This window comes from Marinilabilia sp., from assembly GCF_016278715.1.
Lineage (GTDB): Bacteria > Bacteroidota > Bacteroidia > Bacteroidales > Marinilabiliaceae > Marinilabilia.
Window position 1 is genome coordinate 6,595 of sequence record NZ_JADQBH010000082.1, and the last position, 25,963, is coordinate 32,557.

The window sequence follows — 25,963 nt, forward strand, 5'->3', positions numbered from 1 at the left end:
AACTATCAATTACCAATGATCAATTAGCAATAATCAATTACCAATTTTATCTTACCAACAACACACTTCCTGTTTCACGGAATTCCTCGCCGTTTACAAAGGTACCACTAACTTTCCAGACATAAACCGCCTGTGGTGCCAGTTGTCCTTTGTATAGTCCGTTCCAGCCCTCATCAATGTCTGTCGATTCATAAATCAATTGTCCCCAGCGATTGTAAATCTGTATTTCGTAACTATCAACATCTCTGTATACGGGTCGGAAGAGTATATTTGTTTCACTTGCCTGATGAGAGCTTCCACCATCGGGACGAGGTCTGAATGCATTGGGGAACTTAATGAAACCTTTGGATATAGCAGTCACAGCTCCTTCAATGACAGTGCTGTCCGCACAACCATATTCATTGGTCACATGAAGCATCACATCATAAAGTCCACTTTCAGTATATTCGTGCACCGGATGAGCTTCCGTTGAATGGTTTCCGTCTCCAAAATCCCATAAATAATCCACAGCATCCACCGACAAGTCGAAGAAACGAACCTCATCACCCGGTACATAAACCTCTTCGGGCATAACGCTAAATGCAGCCTCGGGATGATCATGTACCCTGATGATTTTCTGATAGCGACCTTCGATACCATCGGGACCCGGGACCGTTAATGTAACGGAATAGTTTCCTGCCTCTTCAAAAATGTGCTGAGGGTTCTGGTCCCCTGAGAAATTACCATCACCAAAATCCCAATGATAATCCCGGTCCTGAACACCGACTGAATAGTTGGTAAACAACACATCCATAGGCCAGCAACCCTCGTCAATATCAGTTATGAAACCGGCATCTGGTACCGGACGGTATTCAACACTCACATCATCGTAAGAGCTACAACCTTCCACATCAATTACCCAGCGGTAGGTATTTATTCCTTCGCTTAAACCGGTAACCATGGTATTAAAGAATGCAGGATCTTCAAACTCACCTGTACCCCCTACGATGTTCCAACGTGCGTTCAAATCACCCACATTATTGGCATTCAGCATGGCTTCGGGATCGTAAACAACCACATCTTCGCCCGCATAAGCATCCGTTTTATTGCTCTTAATGGTCACTGTGCTCTCTGTGACACAATCATCGTAAGAAATGGTCCATTTATAGACATTATTACCAAAGCCAATATCCCTTACAATAGAGTTATTAGAGTTGGGCGATTCAAAGTCTCCAGCTCCGCTAACCACGGTCCATTTTCCAACAGCATCTTCGGGTGGCATGTTGGCATTCAAAGTGGTATAGTTGTCACAGAATTCCTTGTCGTTTCCGGCATCGCTTTGCGCGGGTACTTTGTTAAAGATCACCACGGTATCACGAGAGAAGCAGCGATTTTCTCCTGTCCCATTCCAGATCTCCCACATCAGGATGTTCTCACCAAAACCAAGATCACGGATAACCGTACTTTCATCGGCATTATTATCAAAAGTTCCATTTCCTGAAACGATGTACCACTCACCCACACCCTGCAAAGGTGGATTGGCATCCAACTGCGACCAGTCCTTACAATCAGCGACATCGGGCCCGGCATTGGCATTGGTTGCCGTATTATTGGTGATAATTATTTCATCAGACAAAGTACATTGTCCCTGAGAGACAGTCCACTTCAGTATATTTCGACCCTGTGCCAGATTTCTAATTTTTGCTCTGGGGTCAACAACATCTGAAATGTTTCCGCCACCTTCAACAATCGACCAGAAACCTTCACCATATTCGGGCGTTGCAGCCATCAGGTCATGATTGGGTTCACAGACGGTCAAATCACTTCCGGCAAATGGTGTAGATGGCAAATTATTAACGATTAGCACATCATCCTCACTGCGACAGATGTCATTTTCAACTACCCAACGGAACACATTATCTCCTTTGGCAATATTGGTAACTGTAGCTTTGGGATTGTTTATGTCGGCACCAGTAATAGTAGCCGATCCTGAAATAATCTCCCAGCGTCCGGTGCCGATTTCGGGTTGTATGGCATCCAGAACAGTCTCATCAGCACAAGCCCGTTGAGTATTTCCGGCATAAGCAGTACTTGGAGAACCATTGGTAATGCTCACTTCCTTAGATGTCTGACATCCCTTATAATTAACAGTCCATCTCAGTCGGTTCACCCCTTTTCGCAGGTTACGAACGGTAGTTCCCGGATCACTGACATCATCAAATGTAGCCTGACTGGTACCTCCGGCAACCGTCCAGGTACCCGTTCCAGGCGCAGCATTGGCTGCCTGCAATACTTCAGTATCGGAACAAACAGTACGATCGTCCCCTACCTCGGGCACAATACTGTTAAAATCCACCTGCACATCATCAAATGATGAACAACCCTCATTCACAATGGTCCAGCGGAACGCATTGGCTCCGAAATTCAATCCATTCACCCAAGTGTTGGGATTATTGGCATCCACAAAATCGCCACTGCCATTTCGCACCGTCCACGTTCCGTTGCCAATCATCGGGGTATTTGCACTAAGCGTTACAATATTGTCACAGGAAGCAAAGTTTCCACCAGCATCGGCATCTGTAGGCATATTGTTGACAATGGTTACAGTAGCCACATCCGGACAATCTCCGTTTTGAACTGTCCAGGTAAGAATATTCTCACCCTGTGCAAGATCCCGAACTGTGGTGTTGGGATTGGATGGATCGTCGAACGAAGCACTTCCGCTGCCACCAATAACGCCCCATGACCCCACCCCGGGAGCAGGGTTGTTCGCCCTCAAAGCAACAGTATCCACACAAATGGGATCCGGATTCAGATACAAAATCTTAGCCTCTTTAAAATCGTTGCGAATAATTACATCGTCCCAGTCGGAACACTGCCCGTTGGTAATAGTCCAGCGGAACTTATTTTCTCCTTGTCCCAGATTGATAACTTCGGCGTCAGGTTCCGTTGGGTTCTGAATTTCCCCTGATCCGGATATACGGCTCCATTCACCGGTGTGACGCGTAGGCAAACTACCAGACAAGGTAACAAAATCATTACAAACCGGTGGTCGCGGGCCACCTGCATAAGCTTCTGACGGTTCGTTATTGGTAATAGTCACTGTATCCTGCTGAGAACAAGACCCTGTAGAGATCACCCATAAGAAACGGTTTACTCCGCCACTAATTCTTCGGGCCATATTGCCATCAAACTCGGCCCCTCCTTCGAGAATACGCCATTCTCCGACTCCATGATTCGGAACATTTGGATCCAGCCTCACACTGTCGGTACACAGTGTCTTATCATCACCTGCATCAGGAGTAGTAGGTGTTCCGTTAATGACGGTAATGGTATCGGTAGAGAAGCACACTTTTTCAACACCCTTTCGGATGCTGTAAACAAATCGGTTCTCACCCTGTGAAAGATTAGTCACTTCAGTTGTTACAGCATTGACATCCGCAATATCGCCACCACCTGAAATAATTGACCACGAAACCGTTCCCATACCGGCATCAGGTTGATTACCTTCCAGAAGGAAAGTCTCATCACAGGTAACACCACCATCTTTAGGTCTGGCGTCATCAGGTTTATTATTGGTAACCACAATTCTATCAGTAGTTGTGGTGGTTCCCGGACCATAAGAAATTGTCCATACAAACTCATTATCACCAGGCCCAAGATCGCGTACCCATGTTTCGGGATCATCATCATCCTCAATTTCACCTGAGCCAAAACTGCCAAGGGTCCATTTTCCAATGGCATTACCCGGATCATTAGCTCCCAATTGAACATCTGGATTACATGTAATGAAATCAGGAACAGTCTCTGCCTGAATAACATCGCCGTTTGTAATAATTACCTCTTCAGATTTGGAACAATCCCCAGAAGTAACCGTCCAGAGGAATACATTGGGCCCCATTTCCAGATCAGTAACCCGGGTAGTTGGGTCTGTATCATCAACAATATTTCCCCCCCCGGAGACTATCGACCAAACACCAGTGGCACCCGAAGGCAACGTCGCACTAAGATTGGTTTCTCCATTTCCACCGTCCAGTTCCTGATCTCCACCTGCAGTAAAGATTCCCACTGCATTTACCTGAACCACCACATCGTCGGAGGAAGTACATCCGGAATTGATGTGTTCCACAGTCCAAACCAACCGGTTGGTTCCCAATCCAAGTTTCACACGTGCATTGGGTTGGGTGTTCGGGTCTTCCCAGGTAACGCTTCCTTCGCCCGGAACCACACTCCAGTAGCCTGAATAACCTGCAGGAGTAGGGTCCGCTGCAAGATTTATGGTAGTGGCACAGGTAACGGTATCTTTACCGGCAAAGGCCTGGACCTGATTATTAATGACTTTCAGATCTGCAGAAGAAGTACAGTTCTGATTTTTGATTGTCCAGCGATAGATATTTTCGCCGTAACCAACTCCGGTAATATCAGTATTGTATTGATTTGGATCATCAAAGCGTCCGCTGCCCTGCACAATAGACCACCGCCCGGACTCATAAGATTCGTGTTGATTACCAGTCAACGTAGTGATAGTACCACAGATGGTCTGTGTTGTTCCCACAGTGGCCTGGGTCGGTGCATGACTTACAATTTCCACTAGATCGCTGCTTTCACAGCCATTTTGGGAGAGTGTCCATCTGAAAGTATTAGTGCCGTTCACCAGATTATCCACAGTGGTATTCCATGCATTTCCATCTGCAAAAATGGCATTTCCATTGGCTGTTCCTTCAGCACTCCATTGGCCGATGGCTCCTGACGGCGGTACTGTTCCATTCAGATGAACGGAGTCGCTACAAGTGGTAAAGCCATCACCGGCGTCTACTTCCAACTGATCATTGTAAATAGTCACTTCATCGGAAGTGGTACAGTTGCCGTTTTTGGAAATGGTCCAGCGCAATACGTTTTCACCCATTGCCAGGTTGGTCACCGAAATATCATGATTGTTTACATCACTGATATCAGCACGACCTTTAATGACCGTCCACTCACCGGTCTGACCTGTTCCTAAAGACGGATCATTGGCAATAAGATTGGTGAAATCCTCACATAAATGTCTCTCTTCATCACCAGAAATTACGGCCTGGTCAGTCTCATCATTCACAACATCTACTTCGCCCCAACTTTCACAACCATTCTGAGTGATCGTCCATCGCAGGGTGTTTGTTCCAGGCCCCAGGTCATAGACAGTAGTTCCGGCCTTAGAGGCATCCACAAAGGTTCCACTACCAGTCTCAACACTCCAGTTGCCTGATGTACCGTTGGGTAAAACCGTACCATACACATCCGTAGAACCATCACAGGAAAGCGATTTCTCCACCTTGGCCTCTGCATATAATTTATTGTTACGGATCACCACTGTATCAGCGTTGTAACAAGAGGTTGTATTGTCTGTCACTTTCCACTCCAGAAAATGATTGCCGGGAGCTATATCGGAAATTGTGGTATTATAGATAGTCGCCCCATTATCAAAAACAATAAAGGAACCATTTATAGAAGTCCATTGTCCGGATTGCCCGGTTGCAGGCTCATTTCCATCCAATCTGGGAGCAGGAATTTCAATACCGCAGATCATTTGATCAATGCCTGCATTTGCCGCCGGATTGGGATTTACTGTAACATTATAAGTAGCTACATTGGTGGACATTCCACAACTGTTGTACGGTGTAGCAGTTATCTGCCCTGCGGTAGCAGTGGTAGAGTTTTCCACATCTACAATGATGCTGGCACTTCCCTGTCCCGACACAATCGTCAGACCTTCAGGAACGGTCCATTGGAACCCGGCCACAGCGGCCACCGGAGGCACAGAGTAACGCACTCCTTTGGCTGTCTGACAAAGTTCGGCTGGGCCATCAATAGCACCAATGGTTGGTGCAGGGCGCACATTAACATACAATCTATTAAGCGGGCCATCAATACAGCTATTGGTTCCCTGAACAGTAATGTAACCGGAAACCGAGGTGGCATCAAACTCAACTTCAATCTCTCGTGTGCCTGCGCCACTAATGATAGTCCCTACGGTTGACGGGACTGTCCATGTATAACTATCAGCATCAGTAATTGCTTCAATACTGTATGTAGCGGTATCAATCTGACAAACCTCTGCATCACCGGAAATTGTACCAGCAGCTTCGGGCACTTTATTGACTGTAATGGTAACCGGAAGACCAGTAACATCAGCAGCACAGCTGTTATTTCCACCATAAGTATCCGTTACTGAAATCAGTGAATATTCGGTAGTGACCAGTGGTGATACATTCAGGCGATAATAGGAATTTCCAGCAACTGTTGTCAAATCACCGCTTTCAACAGCAATAGTTCGTTGGGTAGAATTCGTTCCGTCATCTTCCGCATAAGTTACCTGCCAAGGGCCGCTAGTTGCAGGATCGAAATCTATATCCAAGTAGCTATCGCTGCCACGGCAAATCTCAGGGATTGCCGGAGCTATTAACTCAACCGTCGTTGTTGGATCTACAGTAATGGTAGCATCACCTGAGAAAGTTCCGGTACAATGGCTGTCAGAAACAGAAACCAGTTCATAAGTGGTGGTATCAGCAGGAGTTACTTCAAGAACTTTGTTTGAAGAGGTGATTCCTGATTCAATATAGTTATTGGTTCCATCGGTATAAACAATGATCCATGGAGCAGCACCGGTAAGGTTGACACCTATATTACGGGATTCTCCCGGACAAGCCCGCCCATCACCATAAATGGTGGCCGTAGGAGTTCCATGAACTGTTACGGTAGCAACACCTTCACCTTCCCCTTTACTACAGTTTGTGACAGGTTCCTCCACACTAACCACTTCGTAGGCTACAACACCGGCAGCAGGTACATTATCGGGAGTAAACTGGAAAGGAGATTGATCAACAGTAACCTCAGTACCATCGTTCAATGTGATATCCAGATCACCTTGTGTGGTAAAGTCCCAATTGGAAACAGAAACATTCAATTGAGGAAGCTCTCCCTCACACAACACTTCACTTCCGGGAACAACCGCAAGAGCGACTTTCGCATTTGGTTCAGGGATTGTCAATGCCAGAGTCTGGTAGCAATCATCCTCATTGGTTCCATTGGTAAAGGCACCATCACCATTACCATCATCCCATACTCTTAATGTATAGTTACCTGCAACCAATGAATTGAAGGTATTACTTCCTGTAGTTAATATTTTGCCGGATGTTCCATCAGGCTCTATCAACTCAAGCTGATAATTTCCACCAGCTCCACCCTCCGGAGTTCCACCTGAGATGGTTACCGTAATAGAACCGTCATTACCGCCGGTACAGGTAACCGCAGTTATATTATTGACAGCAACATTCAACTGCGGAGGTTGTGAAATGGTAATATCGTCATCGACTGTAACACCATTGAAATCTGTCACCTCGATATGATAATTCCCGGGCACAAGCCCATCAAGGTCTATAAAGTCGTCATTATTGTTGTAAATTACATCGGCACCACGGGTTACCACAATATGATAGGTTGCTGAACCGCTGGTCATATCGGGAGTTCCACCGGATACCTGAAAACTTATCTCGCCGTTATCCTCACCGTAGCAGGGGCGCACATCTTTATGCTCCATAAAATCTATAGAGAGAGAATCGCCAGGTTCAGTAACCTGAATATCGATAGAATCAATACATCCGTTTGGTGCATCTGTAACTGTAATTCTAATGGTATCGGCCGACAGTCCCTCGTGGCGATTGGAGGTGCCAGGCAAGGGAGTTGTGGTTCCATCTACGGGATTCACAATTTCCCAGACAAAGCTGTAATTTCCGACCCCACCGGTCACATTCACCTGAATGGCTCCGTTGGAACCACCAGGCACAGTTACAGGCAACATTTCATCCCGCTCAATATTAAGGGGCTGAGCAGGCTGATTAATGGTGTAAGGCCCAAAATTAGCCCCACAACCGGGAATACCATCGGTCACGTTAAGGTAGTAATTACCGGCATCCACATCAATAAGCTGGTTGGTTGTTTGTCCGCTTAAATCACCAGGGCCACTCCATTTATAGTTATAGTTTCCATCTTGCATTCCGCCTTCCACGGTAACCTCAATGCTTCCGGTATTATTACCGTTACACAAAACATCGGTAATATCCACATTCGTTACCTCTATTGGAGCAGATGGCTGCGAAACAACAAACGATTCTTCAAACCGGCAGGTGATACCATAATGTTGCAAACTATCGTCAATGACTTCAACATAATAGGTACCGCCAATAAGATTTGAAATATCTTCCTGATCGGATGAAAAATCTTCCGGACCACGCCAGTCAAAGGAGAAATGTCCTGAACCTCCTGCTGGATTAAGAGAAATGGCTCCGGTAGAATCGCCGTAACAGATAATCGGTGTAATGGATGGATAAAGTTCTATATCATTGGTGATGAGGACAATTACATCCATTGAATCGATACAACCCCTGTCATCTTCATATTCAACGGTATAAGTTCCGCCACTCAGTCCCGACTGGTTTTTATTATTCGGACTAACTGTGGGGTCATCGTTTTCATCCGTCCATGAGAAAGTAAACGGACTTCTGCCACCTGTAACCTTTAATTCTATGGCTCCGTTGTTGGAATCGGGACATGTTTCGGAAGTTACAACAGGGGTTATACTGATGGGTTTGGTAAGAATAACGGTTTTACTGAGTGAACAATTAGCCGGTGAGCCAACATCGGTAAGTGTGATGGTATATTCACCTCCCGGAAGATTTTCTGCCGGTGTAGAACCATCCCATCCGGCAGGTGCACCCGGCCCGGTTAATGTAAATTCATAACTACCTGTACCTCCGTCTACACTTCCAGGAACAATGGCAATTCTGTTATTCCCGGAACAATCCGTATCGGTTGTATCCAATTCAAAAACAAGAGCATCAGGTTCAATAATTTCTATGGTCTCACTTTGCTGACAGTTTGTTATAGCATCGGTTACTTCTACTCTGTAAACACCACCGTCGAGACCGACCTGTTTTCTCGATCCGGGAACAATGCCGGGAGCAGAAGCGGGTGTCCACTCATAATCATAAGTACCGCTGCCACCTGTTACATCCAGCGTAATCTGTCCGTCGGCATTGCCATTGCAGGAAACATCGGTCTTTTCGTATTCTATATCAATATCTGCCGGTTGTGTAATGGTAAATTCTTCTGTTACCCAATAAGGATTAGTACCACCTCCACAATCCTGGTCAGCATGATTATCGTAAATAGTTACTGTGTAAGTCCCGGCAGTAAGTCCGTTCTGATTCTTAACATTTGGATCAGCAGTGGGGTTTCCGGAATCATCTACCCATTCATAGGTATAATCACCACTACCACCTGCTATGGTCAGCACGATGCTGCCATTATCACCGTTGAAACAGGGTACATGAGTAAGATCTGCATCCACCGAAATATCACCAAAAACAGTGATAGATTCATCCTGACTGCAACCAGCCTCGTCAATGACCCGAACTGTGTAGGTTCCGGCTTTTCTTACATTTGAAATGCTTTGTTTATCGGGAGCTTCAGTAAAACTACTACCCAGCGGCCCGTTCCAATAATAATTGAAGTTGTTGAAATCGCCGGTACCATCGTTATTATCCAGATTATCAATAGAAATAGACCGGTTATATGGACTACAATTATCAAGCGAAGGGGAGAGATCAAAAATAATAGGATCAGGCTCTGACACAGTAAACACCCTGGTAACATCGCAGCTGTTGCCATCGGTTACGGTTAGTGTATAGATACCAGGCTCCAGATCGTACAAATTGGGATCAAAACCAAACTCATCACTCATCTGAGTAATGGTGCCGATTCCAGGACCTTGCCACTCATATTGCAGCGGCTGGGAAGGATCGGAAGCACCTGTAACCATAACATTGCGAATGGCCCCATCGTCACCCCCTGCACAGGAGATATCTTTGACGGAAGCGGTGATATTCAGCACATTGTCATTTTCGACAATAAAATCTTTACTGATGGTACAACCACCACGATCAGGATCTGTAATAGTCAGGGTATAAGTACCCGGTGCCAGACCAGACTGATCAAGTGAACTGTCGTCATTACCAAAACCATCGCTGGTTGTCCAGGCAAAGGTGTAACTACTGCTTGCACCTGTTACCTGCACATTGATAATTTCGCCGTCCTGAATGCCGGAGCAAGTGGCATTCACTTCGTTTCCGGAAATTTCGATGTGTTCCAGGGTAAATGTTTCAAATATGGGATTGTCACATGCGGTAGAGGCATCGGCATTATTGTCTCTTACCCGAATTTGATAATCACCGGCAATCAACCCCGTAAAGTTGACTGTAGAAGTACCATCAACAGTTTGTGTCTGAATAACGCTGGTATTGGTATTTAACAGACGGACATGGTAAGAGAAGTCGCCTGCTCCATCAGAGACACCACCGGCAATATCAAAACTAACGGTTCCACTGGTTTCATTACCTACAACTGAACCATCACAGGCGATATCTGAAGTAATATTATTTACGCTCAGCGGAGCTGCTGGTTCATTAATGGTAGCTGTGACAACAGGTGCCTCACAATTATGGTCATCATAGACGGTAATCGTATAAGTATTGGCAGACAGGTCATTAATGGTAAAGATGGGGCCACCACCATTGACAGTTCCAACGCCATAATCCACGATGTACGGGGGCGTTCCTCCGGTAACGTTTACTTCGATACTTCCGGAGTTATCACCATTACAGGTAGTAATATCTTTTGGTGTGGCAGTAACCGATAATGGATCCGGCTCTTCAATTACGAAAGTTTCGGAAGTCTGACTACAACCTGTTGTAGCTATTTCTTTAGCAACTACATAATAACTACCGGGTGCAAGTCCGTCAATGGAAGTTGAGCCATTGCTAATCGTTGCAATGAGAGTCGCCGGTGTACTGGCCTCATACCACTCATAGGTATAGGCAGTATATGGACCATGCCCTCCGGAGATATTAAAGGAAATCTCCCCATCTGCGGCACCGTTACAGGAAATTTGTGAAACAGTTCCTGCAATCACGATGGGATCGGGTTCGCCGATAGTAAAGGTTTCAGAAACGTTGCAGAAACCTGTTCCATCGGTAACAATCAACTCATAATCACCGGCTGAAAGATCGTCTTCGTAACCTGGCCCGTTAGTGGTACCTGATAGGATAGTTCCACTTTCAGGGATAATATTGTAAGCATAAACTCCAGTACTGGTAATATCACCACCTGATACTTCAAAACTAATGGAGGAACCATCCGGTAATCCGCTACAATTGGCATCCTGCAGATTAGTTATTGTCAGCACCAGCGGATCAGGCCCTATAAGATCAATACCTGTAATACTCTCCACTACGCCATTGGCGTCTTCCACCCTGGCGGTATAAACACCAGATACCAGATTTTCATATCGGGCGATGTTGCCTGAAATGGCACCATTGGTTATGGTTGTAGCGGGCTGTCGAATCAGTGTAAAAGTATAATTGTCACTGTTTCCTCCGGTTGCACGCAATTCAATCACACCATTGCCTGCACCGCTGCATGGGCCCGGAGGAGTTTGTTCTTCAATCGTCAGATTAAGCGCTGACCCCGGATCAGTTAAAGGAATGGTTTCATCTACCTGACAGTTATTAGCGTCTGTAACGGTGACTGTATAACTATCCTGCACAAGGCCAGAGATGGAAGCATCTGTTCCATAACTAACGCCTGCAGCATTTTCCCATGCAATGCTGTATGGAGAGGTGCCCCCTGAAATACTGATGGTAATAGTACCATCAGAAGCACCCGGTGCACTTGGATGCACTTCATTTTCAATGGTAATGGCCGGAGCAGTTGCCGGTTCGGAAATAGTATAAATATCCGACCAAAGATCACAAATATTATCATCGAAAACGCGCACACGGTAATCTCCGGCCGGGCGATCAGCCAATGTAGCAGAAATTTCTCCTACCAAAATATCATTCACGCCCCCTTCAACACGATACCACTGGTAAGTATATACCGGCGTTCCACTGGTCATATCGGGAGTACCACCATCGACACTCACTTCAATCAAAGAACCAGTAGCGGTGGTTGCTCCATGACAATCCACATCTTCCAGATTATCCAGATCAATCACCAACGGATCGGGCTGGGTAATCTCAACATTGTCGATGTCTATTTTGGTACAGTAAGGGGCAGCTGTATTAAGGTCGCGCATAGAGACGGCATACAAACCTGTTGCAAGATTGTCAAATACCGGGCTTATTTGCCAGGTAGCACCACCATCAATGCTGTATTCAAAGTTTCCGGCCCGACTGGGCGTTACCTCAAACCTACCATCGTGGCCACCATTGCAGGTGACATTGGTAATATCGACAGCAGGATCGGCAATTGAAAAATTAAAATCCTCAGGCTGTCTAACTGTAATTACATCAACACTGGTTGGATCATTTTCGGTAGCTACCTCACATCCATTGGCATCAACAACGGTGACCATATAGATTCCAAGCCCGGCAGGATCAATGGTTTGGCGATTCGCCAATGTCTCCCATAGTCCTGAAGTTGAATTGTATTTCTCCCATATATAATCATAAGGACCGACACCACCTGTTGCAGTAGCTGTAACACTGCCATCACCAGCATTGTAGCAACTTGCACCCGTTGCTGAAGCATTGACCGATAGCGTGCTTTCATAATTCAAGTCAAACGGTTGCGTAGTAATACTACAAGCATTGGGTTGACCAGTAAAATCTGTCACTACCAAAGTATAAGTTTCAGGTGCCAGATTGGAAATATCCGGATTAGTGGAACTAAAAGTTCCTGAACCGTCAGACCAATTGTATGTATAACTTCCTGAACCACCGGTGACGGTGATATCGATGCTGCCATTGTCTATTCCACTACAAGTAGGTTGTACCACAGTAGCATCAATGGTAATATTTTCAATAGCAAACTCATAAGTAAAGAGACAACCATCAGAGGCTGTGGAGTTGGCATCGAAAACCTCCAGTGTGTAAGTTCCTTCGATCAGGCTGGAAATATTTACCGGAGAAGCTGTTTCAATATTATTGTAATATTCCTGATTATTTTCCTGACGCACAAGGCTTACATCATATCTGAATCCTGCATCATCCACACCACCGGCAACATCAAAATTGAGCCACCCACTGGTCAGATTCTGACATAAAATTCCATAATCCAGATTGCTAACCTCCAATGGGGCAGGCTCCGCAATTTCAACATCCTGAATCTCATCACTACATCCATTGACATCAAAGACTTCAAAATCATAGAAACCAGCAGTGAGTCCTGTGGCAGTGAAATCACCGGTACCATCCCATGAAGTTTCAACTGTACCGTACTTAATGGTGTAAGGCGCAGTACCTCCGGTAACAGAAAAGCGTACGCTTCCTGTGTTGTCGCCATTGCAGGTGGTCACATTATTTTTAACCACCTGAGTCAACACTACTTCAGCGGGCTCATCAATTTCTATTGTTAATGGAGGAACCGGACAAGTGGTTAATGTCTCTTCAGCAGTAACTCTGTAATACCCCGCTTCAAGATTGGTTAAGGTACCGGTAGTTGCAGGGTAAGCAGCCCAGGTACCATTTTTGTCTGCGTCAACTTCCCAAAAATAAGTGAATGAGGTACCTGCAGGACGTCCGTTAATTTTTACCGAAAGCGACCCATTATTGCCATCAAAACAGGTAACATCCTGTTTACCGGTCAAATCAATAGTTAACTCGTTCGGCTGAATGACCGTAAACGCATCTAAATCACTACAGTAGTTTGCATCAGCGACAACGATTTCATAATCATCAGCCGGCAAAGTATTATTTACCAACACAAAATTGCCGGTACCATCGTCAACAACAAATCCACTTATGGCAGGTCCGCTCTGTGGACTGATGGTATAGGAGTAGTAATCATTATCTGGGACAGAAGTATCTGCCGGATTAGAATCTCCCGGTAAAGGAGTTCCCCCCGTAACCTGAATGGTAACCTGACCATTACTGTTTCCATAACAAGTGGCATCATTGTCCTTGGTCACTGTCAGTGCCACAGGATCCGGAACTGTCAGATGAATATTGGTAATTGTTTCCACCACTCCATTATCATCCTCTACCTGAGCATTGTAATAACCAGGTACGAGATTATCGTAATAGGCGAAACCTCCTGAAATGCTGGACGCAGCAATCGTTGTTCCAGGTTGACGAGTTAGTGTGAAGGTATAAGGAGCCTGACCACCAGAGGCGATCAACCTAATTTCTCCATTAACCGCATCATTGCAAGGATGGGGAGAAACAGTTGCCGTATCAAGAGCTAAAGGAGTATTAGGATCTGTAATTGGAATCGTTTGATTTACAGGACAACTATTGCCATCCAATATATTCACCCTATAATTTCCGGCTGGTAAGCCATCAATAACATTAGAATTGTCATCAGGGTGTGTACTGAGATCATCAACCAGAGTACCAGCTCCATCCACTTCTTCCCAATCGAAGGAATAAACACCGGTTCCGCCGGTTACACTAATCTCAATGCTTCCATCATTTCCGCCGGCAGTAGTGACATTAGTTCTATTCTCAACAGTAATAGTTGGAGAGGTTGCCGGTTCGGTAACCTCATAAATATCAGACCATACCTGACAAGAAGTTGCGCTACCATCAGCAACCCTTACGCGGTAGTCGCCCGCTTCTAAATTAATGGCGTTATCAGTTAAGGCTCCGTGATTGACAGGTGCATCTGTCAAAGTAATATTTCCGCTGCCTGTAACACGGTACCACTGATATGTATAAGGTGCTGTTCCACTTCCGGAAGGAACTTCCACTTCAATAGAACCGGTACTATTTCCTTTACAATCTACAGGAACAATATTTACCAGGTCAACAACCAACGGCGAAGGCTCTGTAATTACAACACTTTCAATATCATACTTGGTACAATAAGGTTGAGCAGAATCCCGATCGCGCATGGAAACCTGGTAACCGCCGGCAGCTAAACCGGAGAAAGTTTCATTGAGCTGCCAGGTCGCACCACCATCAATACTATATTCATAATTACCAGAGGGATCAGCAGGCGTTACGTTGAAACTTCCGTCGTTACCACCGTTGCAGGAAACATTAGAAATAGCAGGATCGATCGTCAATGAAAAATCATCCGGACGATTCACCGTCACTGTGGAACTTTGAATAGTACAACCATTAGCGTCAATAATGTTGACACGGTAATCACCAATGCCTACAGGATCAAGTGTCTGACTGTTCATTAAAGTTGTCCATACTTCCGGGGGCCCTGGAGAATCCAGTCTTTCCCAGATATAATCATAAGGAGCAACACCACCTGTGGCAATAGCAGTGACCACTCCATCGGTGCTATTGAAACAACTGACATCGGTAGCAGAAGCAGTAACAGCTAATGTATTGGTATAAGCTATGGTATAGCTTTCGGTAACAGTACAATTGGATTCATCAAGGTCTTCAACAACAACGTCGTAAGTCCCGGGAGACAAGTCACTTAAATCTTCACTGTTGACCTGAGATGCAGAAACAGTTCCTCCGGCACTTGCAGTCCAGGTATATATAAAGTTACCTGAACCTCCGCTAACTGTGATATCGATACTTCCATTGTCCTGACCACTACATGTAGGATGCATCAGGGTATCTTCGATGGTAATATTCTCTAATGAAAACTGAGTTACAAACAGACAATTCGCAGGATTGGTTGAATTGGAATCATAAACCTGAAGGGTGTAGGTGCCTTCGATTAAATAGTCCGGCCCGGTCATTAAATCAGTGATGCCAACCGGACTGGTTGGATTTGTCAGATCCACATCAGCATAAACCTGATTATTTTCCTGACGAACAATTCTTACATTATAAATATTATCTCCAGAAATCTGCAGACCACCTGATACATTGAAGTTTACATAACCACTGGTCAGGTCGTCACATTCAATGCCGTAATCGGTAACGCTTACAGAAAATGGATCTGGTTCTGTAATGGTCACACTTTCAGTGGATGAGCAACCATTGTCATCAACCACCTCAAAAGAATATGTACCGGCTGAAAGTCCCGTAACCGTGTAATCGTTCAGGCCATTCCACGAATCCGAGACTGTACCGTAGTTTATTATGTAAAGTCCGGTGCCGCCGGTGACAGACAAACGCACACTTCCCGTGCTTTCTCCATTACAAGTGGTAACATGTGTCTCATTTTCAACATGCAAGTCAAGGACTGTGCGCTGATCAACGAAAATTGGGCCCGAAGTTCCTGAGCATGAACCATCAGTGGCAAGAACCCGATAGGCATCGGCCGGTAAACCGGAAATGGTTCTTGCATCTACCGAACCAGCATAAGCTGCCCAATTGGCGGGATCTGATAAATCATCTGTTCCAAGGGTACCTGTAAATTCTTCCCAGGCAAAAGCATAGTCGGTTCCGGAAGGACGACCACTCACTGAAACTGTAATTTCTCCGGTTAATTCGCCGAAACAATCTACATCCTGAACGTTCTCAACATTGAAAGTAATATCGTCAGGTTCAGTAATTTCGAAGAAGAGGTTTTGTGAACATCCTACTGCATCAAGAACCTGAAGTTCGTAGTTGCCGGCAGGTAAATTCGGGTCTGGCCAATCTCCTGAATTAGCACTAATCGGAATAGGAGCACCAACATCCGGAATGATGGTAAATCTGTAATCACCACCGCTGACAAAAGCCACTCCCCCGCTCGCATCAAAAGTCACCTCCCCATCATTACCAAAACAAGTAGCATCTGAGAGTTTCGAGAAATTCAAAACCAACTCAGAATTCTGAGTGAGTTCAATGGTTTCTGAATAAGTCAAGGGTTGACCATCCTCCACTGTGGCGGTATAATTTCCGGCAACCAGTCCGGTGTAGTTGGCATAAGTAGATCCGGAGTTAGAAGGCGTAATCACATCACCACTACTGTTAGTCAATGTAATAGATGCATAAGGCAACACTCCGCCTGTAGCCGTCAGACTGATTTCGCCATTATTGTTGCCGAAGCATGGTCCGGGATTTTTAGTTAAGACCGTTAAACCAAGGTCATCATTGTCATCAACATCCAAATTGAGCAATTCGTCCCAGCAACCATTAGCATCTGTCACTCTTACAGAATAAGTTCCGGCTGACAAATTCGTTTGAAGCGTCACACCATCAGTAACTCCGGTACCTGTCCAGTCAATAGTGAATGGGGCCACCCCGCCGGTAATACTAATTTCAATGCTACCATCTCCGGCACCCGGAGTAGATTCATTGGTAATGGCTACCAGATTCACAACCGGCTGACTGGTTGGGGCAGTAACCGTGTAATACCCTGATGTTGAGCAGTTATTCTGGCCAAAGATATCGACACGATAATCGCCGCCAATGGTTATAGGGAAAGTATGACCATCAGTATCATTGGTTGTGGGAGATTGGTCAACTTGCACCCAATTACCAGACGATGCTTCCCTGTATAAAACATAATTAAAGCCTCCTGTATGGCCTGCTTGTGCTCCTTCGACTTGTATCTCACCAGGAGTGGTACAATCAACGTTAGTAAAACTACTGCTATCAATAGTTACCAAACCATCCGGTTCATCAATCACTACAGGAGCTGCAAGCGTCTGAACACATGAAGGGTTACCGGCATCACGCACCTGCACATTGTAAGTACCTGCATAAAGATTGGTAAAGGTATATTGAGATGTACCGTTGGTTACCCAGGTAATACCATTGTCGATACTAAACTGGTAATTGCCTGACCCGACATTAGTTGCAGTAACCCGGAATAATCCATCGTTGCCACCATAACAGGTGACATGATTAACAGTTGCAGGATCAGATGTTAATGTAATTGCTAAGGGTTCAGTCAAAGTTTCCGAAATGGATCCTGCAGCAAGAGGACATCCGTAACCATCGACTATAGTAATGGTATAAGTCTCATCTCCCAAACCGGTAAACTCACCGGTGTTACTGGTCCAGATATTAGCGGCGGCATCAGTCAATTTATAAGTAAAATCAGAAGAAAGACTGGAAGCCGAAACATGGATTTCTCCATCAAGAGCACCATTACAAGTGGGATTAATTTTGTAGTCAACGACTGCAGTTACTTTGTTTTCGCGGACTTCGACGGAGCCGTTCATGATAGATTCACAGGCGTCAGTAACAGAAGGCAAAGTTGCCCGCACCGTATAAGTACCTTCTTCAGTTACCGCCGGAAAAGTAAAAGAAGTTTCCGACGCTAAACCAGTATAATCATCTACAACAGTCCCATCTCTTAACAATTCATAAAACACATCTTCTTCTGAAGAACTCAAACCTATAGTTGCATCACCTCCAAAACAATAGATACCTCCATCGGGAGTAGCCGGAGTTACATCAAAGACAGTTGGCGCGGAACGAATATTAAATTCTTTGGTACGGGTGGAAGTACATCCGTTCTGCTCATAAACATAAGTAATCTGTTCTGCTGACGATGCAGCAACCAGAGATGGATCGAACTCGGCGCGTCCGTTGTTATCTGTTCCGGCACCATCAACTTCATTATCAATGCCAGGTGCAGTAGGATTACCAGGACTTCCAAGCATAAAATAACCGGAACCGGTGGCACCACCACCGGCATATCGTCCTGTATAAATAACAGGTGCACTGTTTTGGCAGAATTCGAGCGGATCGGAAGTTCCGAAGTTGACTGCAGGCGAAGGCTTTACTAGCACCTCGAAAGCATCATAAGCACTACAGCCAGCTGGTGTCGCTGCTGAATTATCGAAATCCAGTTCAATATCAAAGGCAGTCCCTACAGGAGCACGACCGGGTTCAAAATAAACTGGTTCATCGCCGTCTCCCACAGCGCTTGCAGTTGAAACATAAGTGCGCGTACCAGTGGCGTCTTCTGTAAACAAGCAGGCGGTAGGAGCAGAAAAAGTATACGTTGCCAACTCAAAACCAGGATCAGCGACATAATTTGTCCCGTCAAAAATCAGATTTGTAGCCTCAACAGGATAATAGGTTTCATCACTTTCACAAAATTCATCACTTGCCAGTGCAATGCCTACATTGGGATCATTCACAAAAATATCCAATGTTTCAATGTCAGTACAAAAGCCATCAGTAACGGTATGAGTCACGGTATGTGATCCTCCACCTGCAATGGCGGGATTAAATGTTGCAACACCAACTCCCGGGCCGGAATAGTTACCTAAATTTGAAGGATCCAAAGAAACAACTCCGTGATCTACACAGTATGAAAGACTGCCGTCCGAAGTAGTAAAGGAGGCATCAATTTCATTTTGCACTTCAACGATAGTCTCTACAGAATTGACACATCCACTTCCGTCAGTATAGGTGTAAGTCACGGTGTAAGTTCCCTGTCCGACATTATTTGGAATAAAGCTATATCGATCGGCAGGATCATTAAAAGTCATTGTTTCTACAGTACCTGCACCATCATCTACTGTTAAAACACCACCCACAGGATCAACATACCATTGCTGATCTGTGGTATTTTCATAACAACAAACTGGTGAAACATTGTGAAGAGTCAGGGTAGTACCAATCTGCACAGTATAACTAACCGTAGCATCACAGTTATTGAGATCAGTGTATGAATAGGTGATAGTATGGTTGCCATTACCTGCTGTGGAAGCACTAAAAGTACCCTCTCCGGCAGCACCATTTGTCACACTGGTACCAGGTCCGCTAAAAGTTCCGGTTCCATTGGTGTGATCTACCGGGTTACCGGTATCAATCGGGTCGCCAGTGGGATTAAAATATGCTTTTAGCTCTATATCAGAGCTTGTCTCACACAGCACTAAATCAGGTGATGGGAATATAGCCCAGGGATCACCTGAACCCGCTTCACGCCAATAAAAATCAATGTCATCACTCAGGTCGTCATAAAAATCAGTGCTTTCATTTATGGTATTGGTACACCCTGTGGTAGGATCTGTATATTCATAACTAAAAGTATAACTGTCACTTCCCGCACTTGAAATAGCGGCTCCCACATCAAAAGTTGCAGTACCGTCCCCGCCATCAACAAACCATGAAGGCATTGGACTACCATCAACCTCCCAGTTTGGATTTCCAGCCACATCATTAGGTGTACCAATAATAGTCTGAACCCCGGCATCAGCGCAATAACTGGCATTCAATCCACTAATATTTAAACCCGGAGGATCATTAACTCTAATCTGATTAACTACTGAACTCGTACATCCATTACCATCGGTTGCTTCATAAATAATATTATGCCAACCAACTCCGGCAGCTACCGGGTCAAATGTGGCACTTGCTGCATCCACATTGGTCCCGGAAAAGTTACCTCCCGTATGTGTACCCGTTGGTACCAAACTAACCAAACCTTCATTAGAACACACTCTGGTACCATCCGGAGGATCGAAAGAAAGCGTTGGCAATGCATTTACAATAACCTCAATATCCCTGTCGTTGTAACATCCATTTCCGTCAGTTATCCGCACGTTATATGTTACACCTGGAAGATTGGGACTTTCAGTAATACTGGATAAAGATCCAATAGTTCCGGCAACATTGGAATTACTCCATCGATAAGAATAGCCTCCAACAGTATTAGAAGAAGAACCGGTAAGGGTAATATTGGATCCATCACAAACTTCTGTAGTAGCATTTCCTAGCCCATCAATAGCCACCCCGGTAGAACTGGTAAAGGAGATAGTAGGTAAATCATGCACTTCAAAATCTACTTGCCCTGCATTGGGAACAAGCGCACAGCTGGAGCCATCTTCAAGATTGATTATGGCATAAGTATGTGTATTAATGGCTGTTGGATTTACTGAAAAGGTGTAATCAGTATCATTACTGCCTGAAACAGTAGCCACTGTAGTATTAGTAGTCGTATTGACCAACTCAAAAGAAAAGGGAGCACTCCCGGTAAGTGTCACATCAATCTCAAAAACTTCGCCAGAAGCAAAACATTTTTCATTATCAGCCTGAATAGTCAAGGCGGCACTGGGAGGATCATTTTCAATAATCGAAGGTGTACCTGGCATTGGTCTGGTACATCCGGCCAGATTGGTAGTCGCAACAGCACGATAAGTTCCGTCCTGTAAATCACTCCATGCCGGATTAATTAAGCCTCCTGTTCCTGAAACGGTCGGGGCTCCAACCACATTTACAAAATTACTTCCATCCCAGCGTTGAAGTGTATAAGTAACATTTGGCTGAGAAGTTGGAAAATATAAATCAATTCCTGTATTAGGTATAGCGGTTGAGCAATATTCAGTACCGGTGGCAGTTAAAGTATGATTCTCAGGAGGCGCTACAATTTGCAAAGAACCGCCCAACGTTACTACACAACCTCCATTTTGGGGTTCAGCTTCAATTCTGTAGGTATCGGCAGTATTTATTCCACCAAAGTTTAATGCAGCTCCGGTACCGGGCAGCATAGCACCAGTTCTGGTATTGTCACTGGTTCGAACGACAAAATAATTTACTTCTGTTTCAGATCCACTTGTTCTTAATTCTGTCCCTGCACATTGAGCTCCAGTGGGTGTAACAGAAAATGCGTTACTCGGAGCCGGACTTATGGCGTAAGGACCGTTAAGCATATTGACACGGCCGTTACATCCATCGGCAACAACATAATACTGGCCAACACCAGATACGGCTCCAAATGCATATGTTTGTCCATCACCGGTACTGCTCCAGCTTTCACCTGCTGCAGGGGGATTAACACCATCATCATACATTAATTGATAGGTAATACCATTCTCGGAAGAATTAAGCGTAATATCAGAAATAGAACCTGGCGTGCAGGTAGAGGTCCCACTTGTATTTTGAGGCGTAGGGGGGGACTGAAATGAAAAAGTGATAGGTGCGGGCAAGGCCCCGGAATGGGTACAAGTACTAGAATACCTAACCGCAGTTACTTCATAAGATGTAGAACTGGAAATAGCAGGTAAAGTTATGGTTCTGGTTTCTGTTCCATTGCCATCAGAATCCGTTACTGTATAATCTGTTGTAACAGCACCGTCTGAAATGGCAACTGTCCAGGAATCATTCAATCCACCTTCAACACTAACCTGAACTTGGGGGTTAACTGAAGAGCCGGAGCATATATTGGTGGATCCAACAGGTGTAAAGGAAAGTAAGAAAGGCTCTACACTATTAATGGTAACGCTTATAGGGTAAGTTTGAACATTTCCTCCATTATTCTCACCTCGCCAGGTAACATTATACGTCTGTCCACTTGAGAATCCTCGAATTGGACTATAACGGTCATTGACATCATCAAAAATCAATCCATCTGTAACAATCCATTCTCCATTAATCGTGAAGGCATTTCCAGGGAGAAATTGGCCAAATTCCACAGCTCCATTTTCTGCACAATCAATATTTTGTCCAAAAACAGCATTCCCCCCAAACACAAAAAGCCCGACAAAAAGCAGTAAGCTTTTCAGCAAGTTTCTGACGATCGAATTCCTCTTTCCTTGTAAACCTTTTCTCATCCGCTTATATATAATTTTTGCTCCACGCGGGAAGCATTGAAACCTGTCGACCGGCAATAAAAAAACCGGTCAATTAACACCAAAACCATAAACGGGATTCTAATTTGTCAGAAGGTGATCATCCATGGCCCTTGGTGTCACAAGCTCGGACTGAGGGTTAAGAAACGACAACTTTCATTTAATATGAAGTTGTCACAAATCTTTTCTCAGTCAGTTTTTTTCTTTTCCTGTTTCCTCTCAATTACTGCTCTGTCAGAATCTTACGACCCTGACCTTAACTCCGTTTTTCATCTCTACACACCTAAAATCAAGGCGTCAAGTGTAAAGAAACATTAATTATTGCAAAAAACGAAATAATAACAGTATTGTTTGTACGCAAAACTATCAAAAAAAGTTGGGCATAAATGGTGGAAAATATCAGTATAACTGAAATTTAACATTTGAACCATTGTTAATTTCAAGGCTCTCAAACAGAAAGAGCGTTTTTATTGGTGGAAGATTTAAGGGTTTTGGTGGAAGTAATGAGGGGGTTTCGTCAAGGAGGGAAAAAAGCATGGGGCATGGGGCTGTTAGCTTTTAGTTCGTAGCTCTTAGTTCGTAGGAAATAAACAATACTTTAAGAGGCTCAATAGTTCATTAGCTCTCCAACTTAATAAGTAGGTATAGCCAGTGCAGTGGTGACACTTTTACCTCATGGATTGCTGTGAGTGCAACCTCAAGGATCTGTCTCCACTGATAATCAGTTAATGAAGCAACCCTGCTTAACATAAAACACAACCAGAAAAAGCATAAGGCATTGGCAACCAGAATCTTAGGCGCTACCTCCCCGACCCTTCTTCGAACCTTGTTCGAGTCTTCTTCGGGACTTCTTCGACTGTTGTTCGACTCTTATAAGGCCGGAGGGCAGTCGGAGAACAGTCGAACAAAGGTCGAAGCAGCAACAACGCAGCCTCGAAGAGGGTTCCTGAAAGTATCGAAAAGGTAATATAGTTATGCCGAAGAGAGGTATTTCTTCGACACGAAAAAAAAATGGAAAAATCCCACCACTTTTTGAAGAAATGTTGTTTCATTGTACATTTGTGCCATTCATTTCCCACCCAAAAACATGCGTTACCCACAAACTATTATCACTTTTGAACATGGGAAGAATATTGCTTTTTATTTTTTTGCTGATTGCTACGACTTCAGTGACTTATGGCCAATACCGTGCCGACAGCTGGACCATCAGTCCTAAAATCTCTTTTGCCGATTACTCCGACACCGATAGCTACGAAAACTATTCCATCAGCAAAATACCTCCCATTTCGGTTTTCGTGGAAAAGGGGATCAACGATTATTTTAGCGCCGGCGGATTCATGGGCTACAACAGGGACAAATACAACAACGACACCATCCCGGAAAATGAACTTCGCTACACTACTTTCAGCACGGGAGCGGTTGCCACCATTCATTATGCCCATTGGATTGAGGCATTGAGCGGACACCAGTGGTTTCTGGGCGATTTCGACTTGTATGTGTCGGGCGTCCTGCAAGCAGTTTTTGAAAGCTCTAATGAACAACATGTTTGGAATCCTGCTGATGAAACCTTTAACAATCATAAAGAATCGGAAGTTAAATTTCGTTTGCGCCCCATTTTTGGAATGCGGTATTTCCTGACCCCTCGCTTCAGCATGTTGCTGGAAGTGGGACGGGGAAATCCCGGGATGGTGACAACCGGGGTGAGTTGGGTTTTGGGTTCCGGGTATTGAGTTTTGAGTTTCGGTTGGTTTCGGGTTTCGAGTTCCGGGTTTTGGGTTTCGAGTTCTGAGTTTCGGTTTGTACGCTGGCGGTTCCCCCTTCAGGGGGTCAGGGGGTATGCGAAGGGGGAGTGAGTTTTGAGTTCGGAGTTCTGGGTTCGGGGCTCTGAGTTTCGAGGTCTGAGTTTCGGTTTCGGGTTTCGGGTTTCGAGTTCGAGGGTTTTGGGTTTCGAGTTCTGAGTTTCGGTTTGTACGCTGGCGGTTCCCCCTTCAGGGGGTCAGGGGGTATACGAAGGGGGAGGATGAGTTGAGGGTTTTGATTTTTGAGTTTTGGGTTAAAAACTAAAGAAACCAAACTCGTAGGGGCGCACAGACGTGCATCTAACCTTACAATACAAAGTTTTTGGTTTTGAGTTGAGGATTTTTGGTTTCGGGTTTTGCGTTTTGTAAATTGCTATAACTCTCTTTTTCTCCACAGACTACTGACTTAAAACTTCTAACACATTTTCTTTTAGCGAAAAAATCCATAAATTCACGGCCACAAACCCAAAACCCAACATTGTGTCTGACAAACAACTACAGCACCGCATAGCCCTCAGTCTCATCAAGGGAATCGGGCCCAAACTGGCACGTAACCTCATTGCCTATCTGGGGTCTGAATCGGCACTTTTCGAGGAGAAAATTCCCACTCTGGCCAAAGTGCCGGGAATCGGGCCGGCTCTGAATCAACTTCTTCTGAACATCGATCGCAAAGAACTGTTAAAACGGGCCGATCAGGAACTGTTATTTATTGAAAAACACAGGCTCACCGCCCTGTTCTTTTCGGATGGGCAATACCCGGGTCGTTTGTCCTTCTGCGAAGACGCACCGCTGATGCTCTACCTCCATGGCCAGCAATGCCACACCGCCCAGCGCATGATTGGAATTGTAGGCACACGCACACCCTCGGATGAGGGCATCGATTACTGTGAAAAACTGGTGAGCGACCTGGCTGTTCGGCATCCCGGAACCGTTGTTGTAAGCGGACTGGCCTACGGTGTGGATATTTGTGCACACAAAGCAGCCCTGAAAAACGGGTTGCCAACGATTGGAGTGCTGGCTCACGGACTGGACCGCATCTATCCGTCGATGCACCGGAACACTGCCAAAGAAATGATGGAGAACGGAGCTTTAATGACCGAATTCATCAGTGAAACGGTGCCCGACAAATTTAATTTCGTGCAGCGCAACCGCATCATTGCCGGACTCTCGGATGCTCTGATTGTGATACAATCGGCCCGAAAAGGTGGTGCGCTCATCACTGCAGAACTGGCACGCGATTACAACCGCGACGTACTGGCATTTCCGGGTCGGCCGGGTGACACCTATTCTGCCGGTTGCAACTACCTGATAAAATCGAACATCGCCGCTCTCATCGAATCGGTGGAAGATCTGGAGTACGCACTGGGCTGGGATACCAATAAAAGAAAAGCCACACCTGTTCAGGGTAATCTTTTTGCCACAATCGAAACAAAAGATCAACAACTCATCATGGAAAGTCTCATTGAAGAACAGGAGATGAATCTGAACCTGCTAAGTCTCAAATGTGCCATGCCCATCAGTAAATTGTCCGCAACCCTTTTGGATTTAGAGTTCAAAGGACTGGTGAAAAGTAAGCCCGGAGGTATTTACAGGGTGGTGATGACGTGAGGCGCCCCGGCCCACTAAATCCCCCCAAAGGGGACTTAAAAAATAGCTGATTGATACCCCTTAGTGTCTTACTCCTTATATTCGTGTTTTTTTTGGCAAAATATTTTCCAATAAT

At 45.1% G+C, this 25,963-nt stretch carries 3 protein-coding genes; 2 read left to right on the forward strand and 1 reads right to left on the reverse strand.

Annotated features, from left to right (window positions below):
- Positions 1-46 precede the first annotated feature (46 nt).
- Complete coding sequence (locus QZZ43_RS05310; RefSeq protein WP_291856887.1) at positions 47-22,423, reverse strand: PKD domain-containing protein; 22,377 nt, start codon at positions 22,421-22,423, stop codon at positions 47-49.
- Positions 22,424-23,562: 1,139 nt separating this feature from the next.
- On the opposite strand from QZZ43_RS05310, the gene QZZ43_RS05315 reads away from it, so the two are divergent.
- Both QZZ43_RS05315 and dprA read left to right on the forward strand, forming a co-directional pair.
- On the forward strand, positions 23,563-24,171 hold the full coding sequence (locus tag QZZ43_RS05315; RefSeq protein ID WP_291856888.1) for an outer membrane beta-barrel protein: 609 nt from the start codon (positions 23,563-23,565) through the stop codon (positions 24,169-24,171).
- A gap of 549 nt (positions 24,172-24,720) precedes the next feature.
- A complete protein-coding gene (gene dprA, locus QZZ43_RS05320) occupies positions 24,721-25,848 on the forward strand; it encodes a DNA-processing protein DprA (RefSeq protein ID WP_291856889.1) in 1,128 nt (375 codons plus the stop codon).
- Positions 25,849-25,963 lie beyond the last annotated feature (115 nt).

What these genes read in the sequence shown, in the direction of transcription:
- QZZ43_RS05315 (WP_291856888.1), top strand. Translation starts at nt 23,563, where the DNA reads ATGGGAAGAATATTGCTTTTTATTTTTTTGCTGATTGCTACGACTTCA.
- QZZ43_RS05310 (WP_291856887.1), bottom strand. Translation starts at nt 22,423, where the DNA reads ATGAGAAAAGGTTTACAAGGAAAGAGGAATTCGATCGTCAGAAACTTG.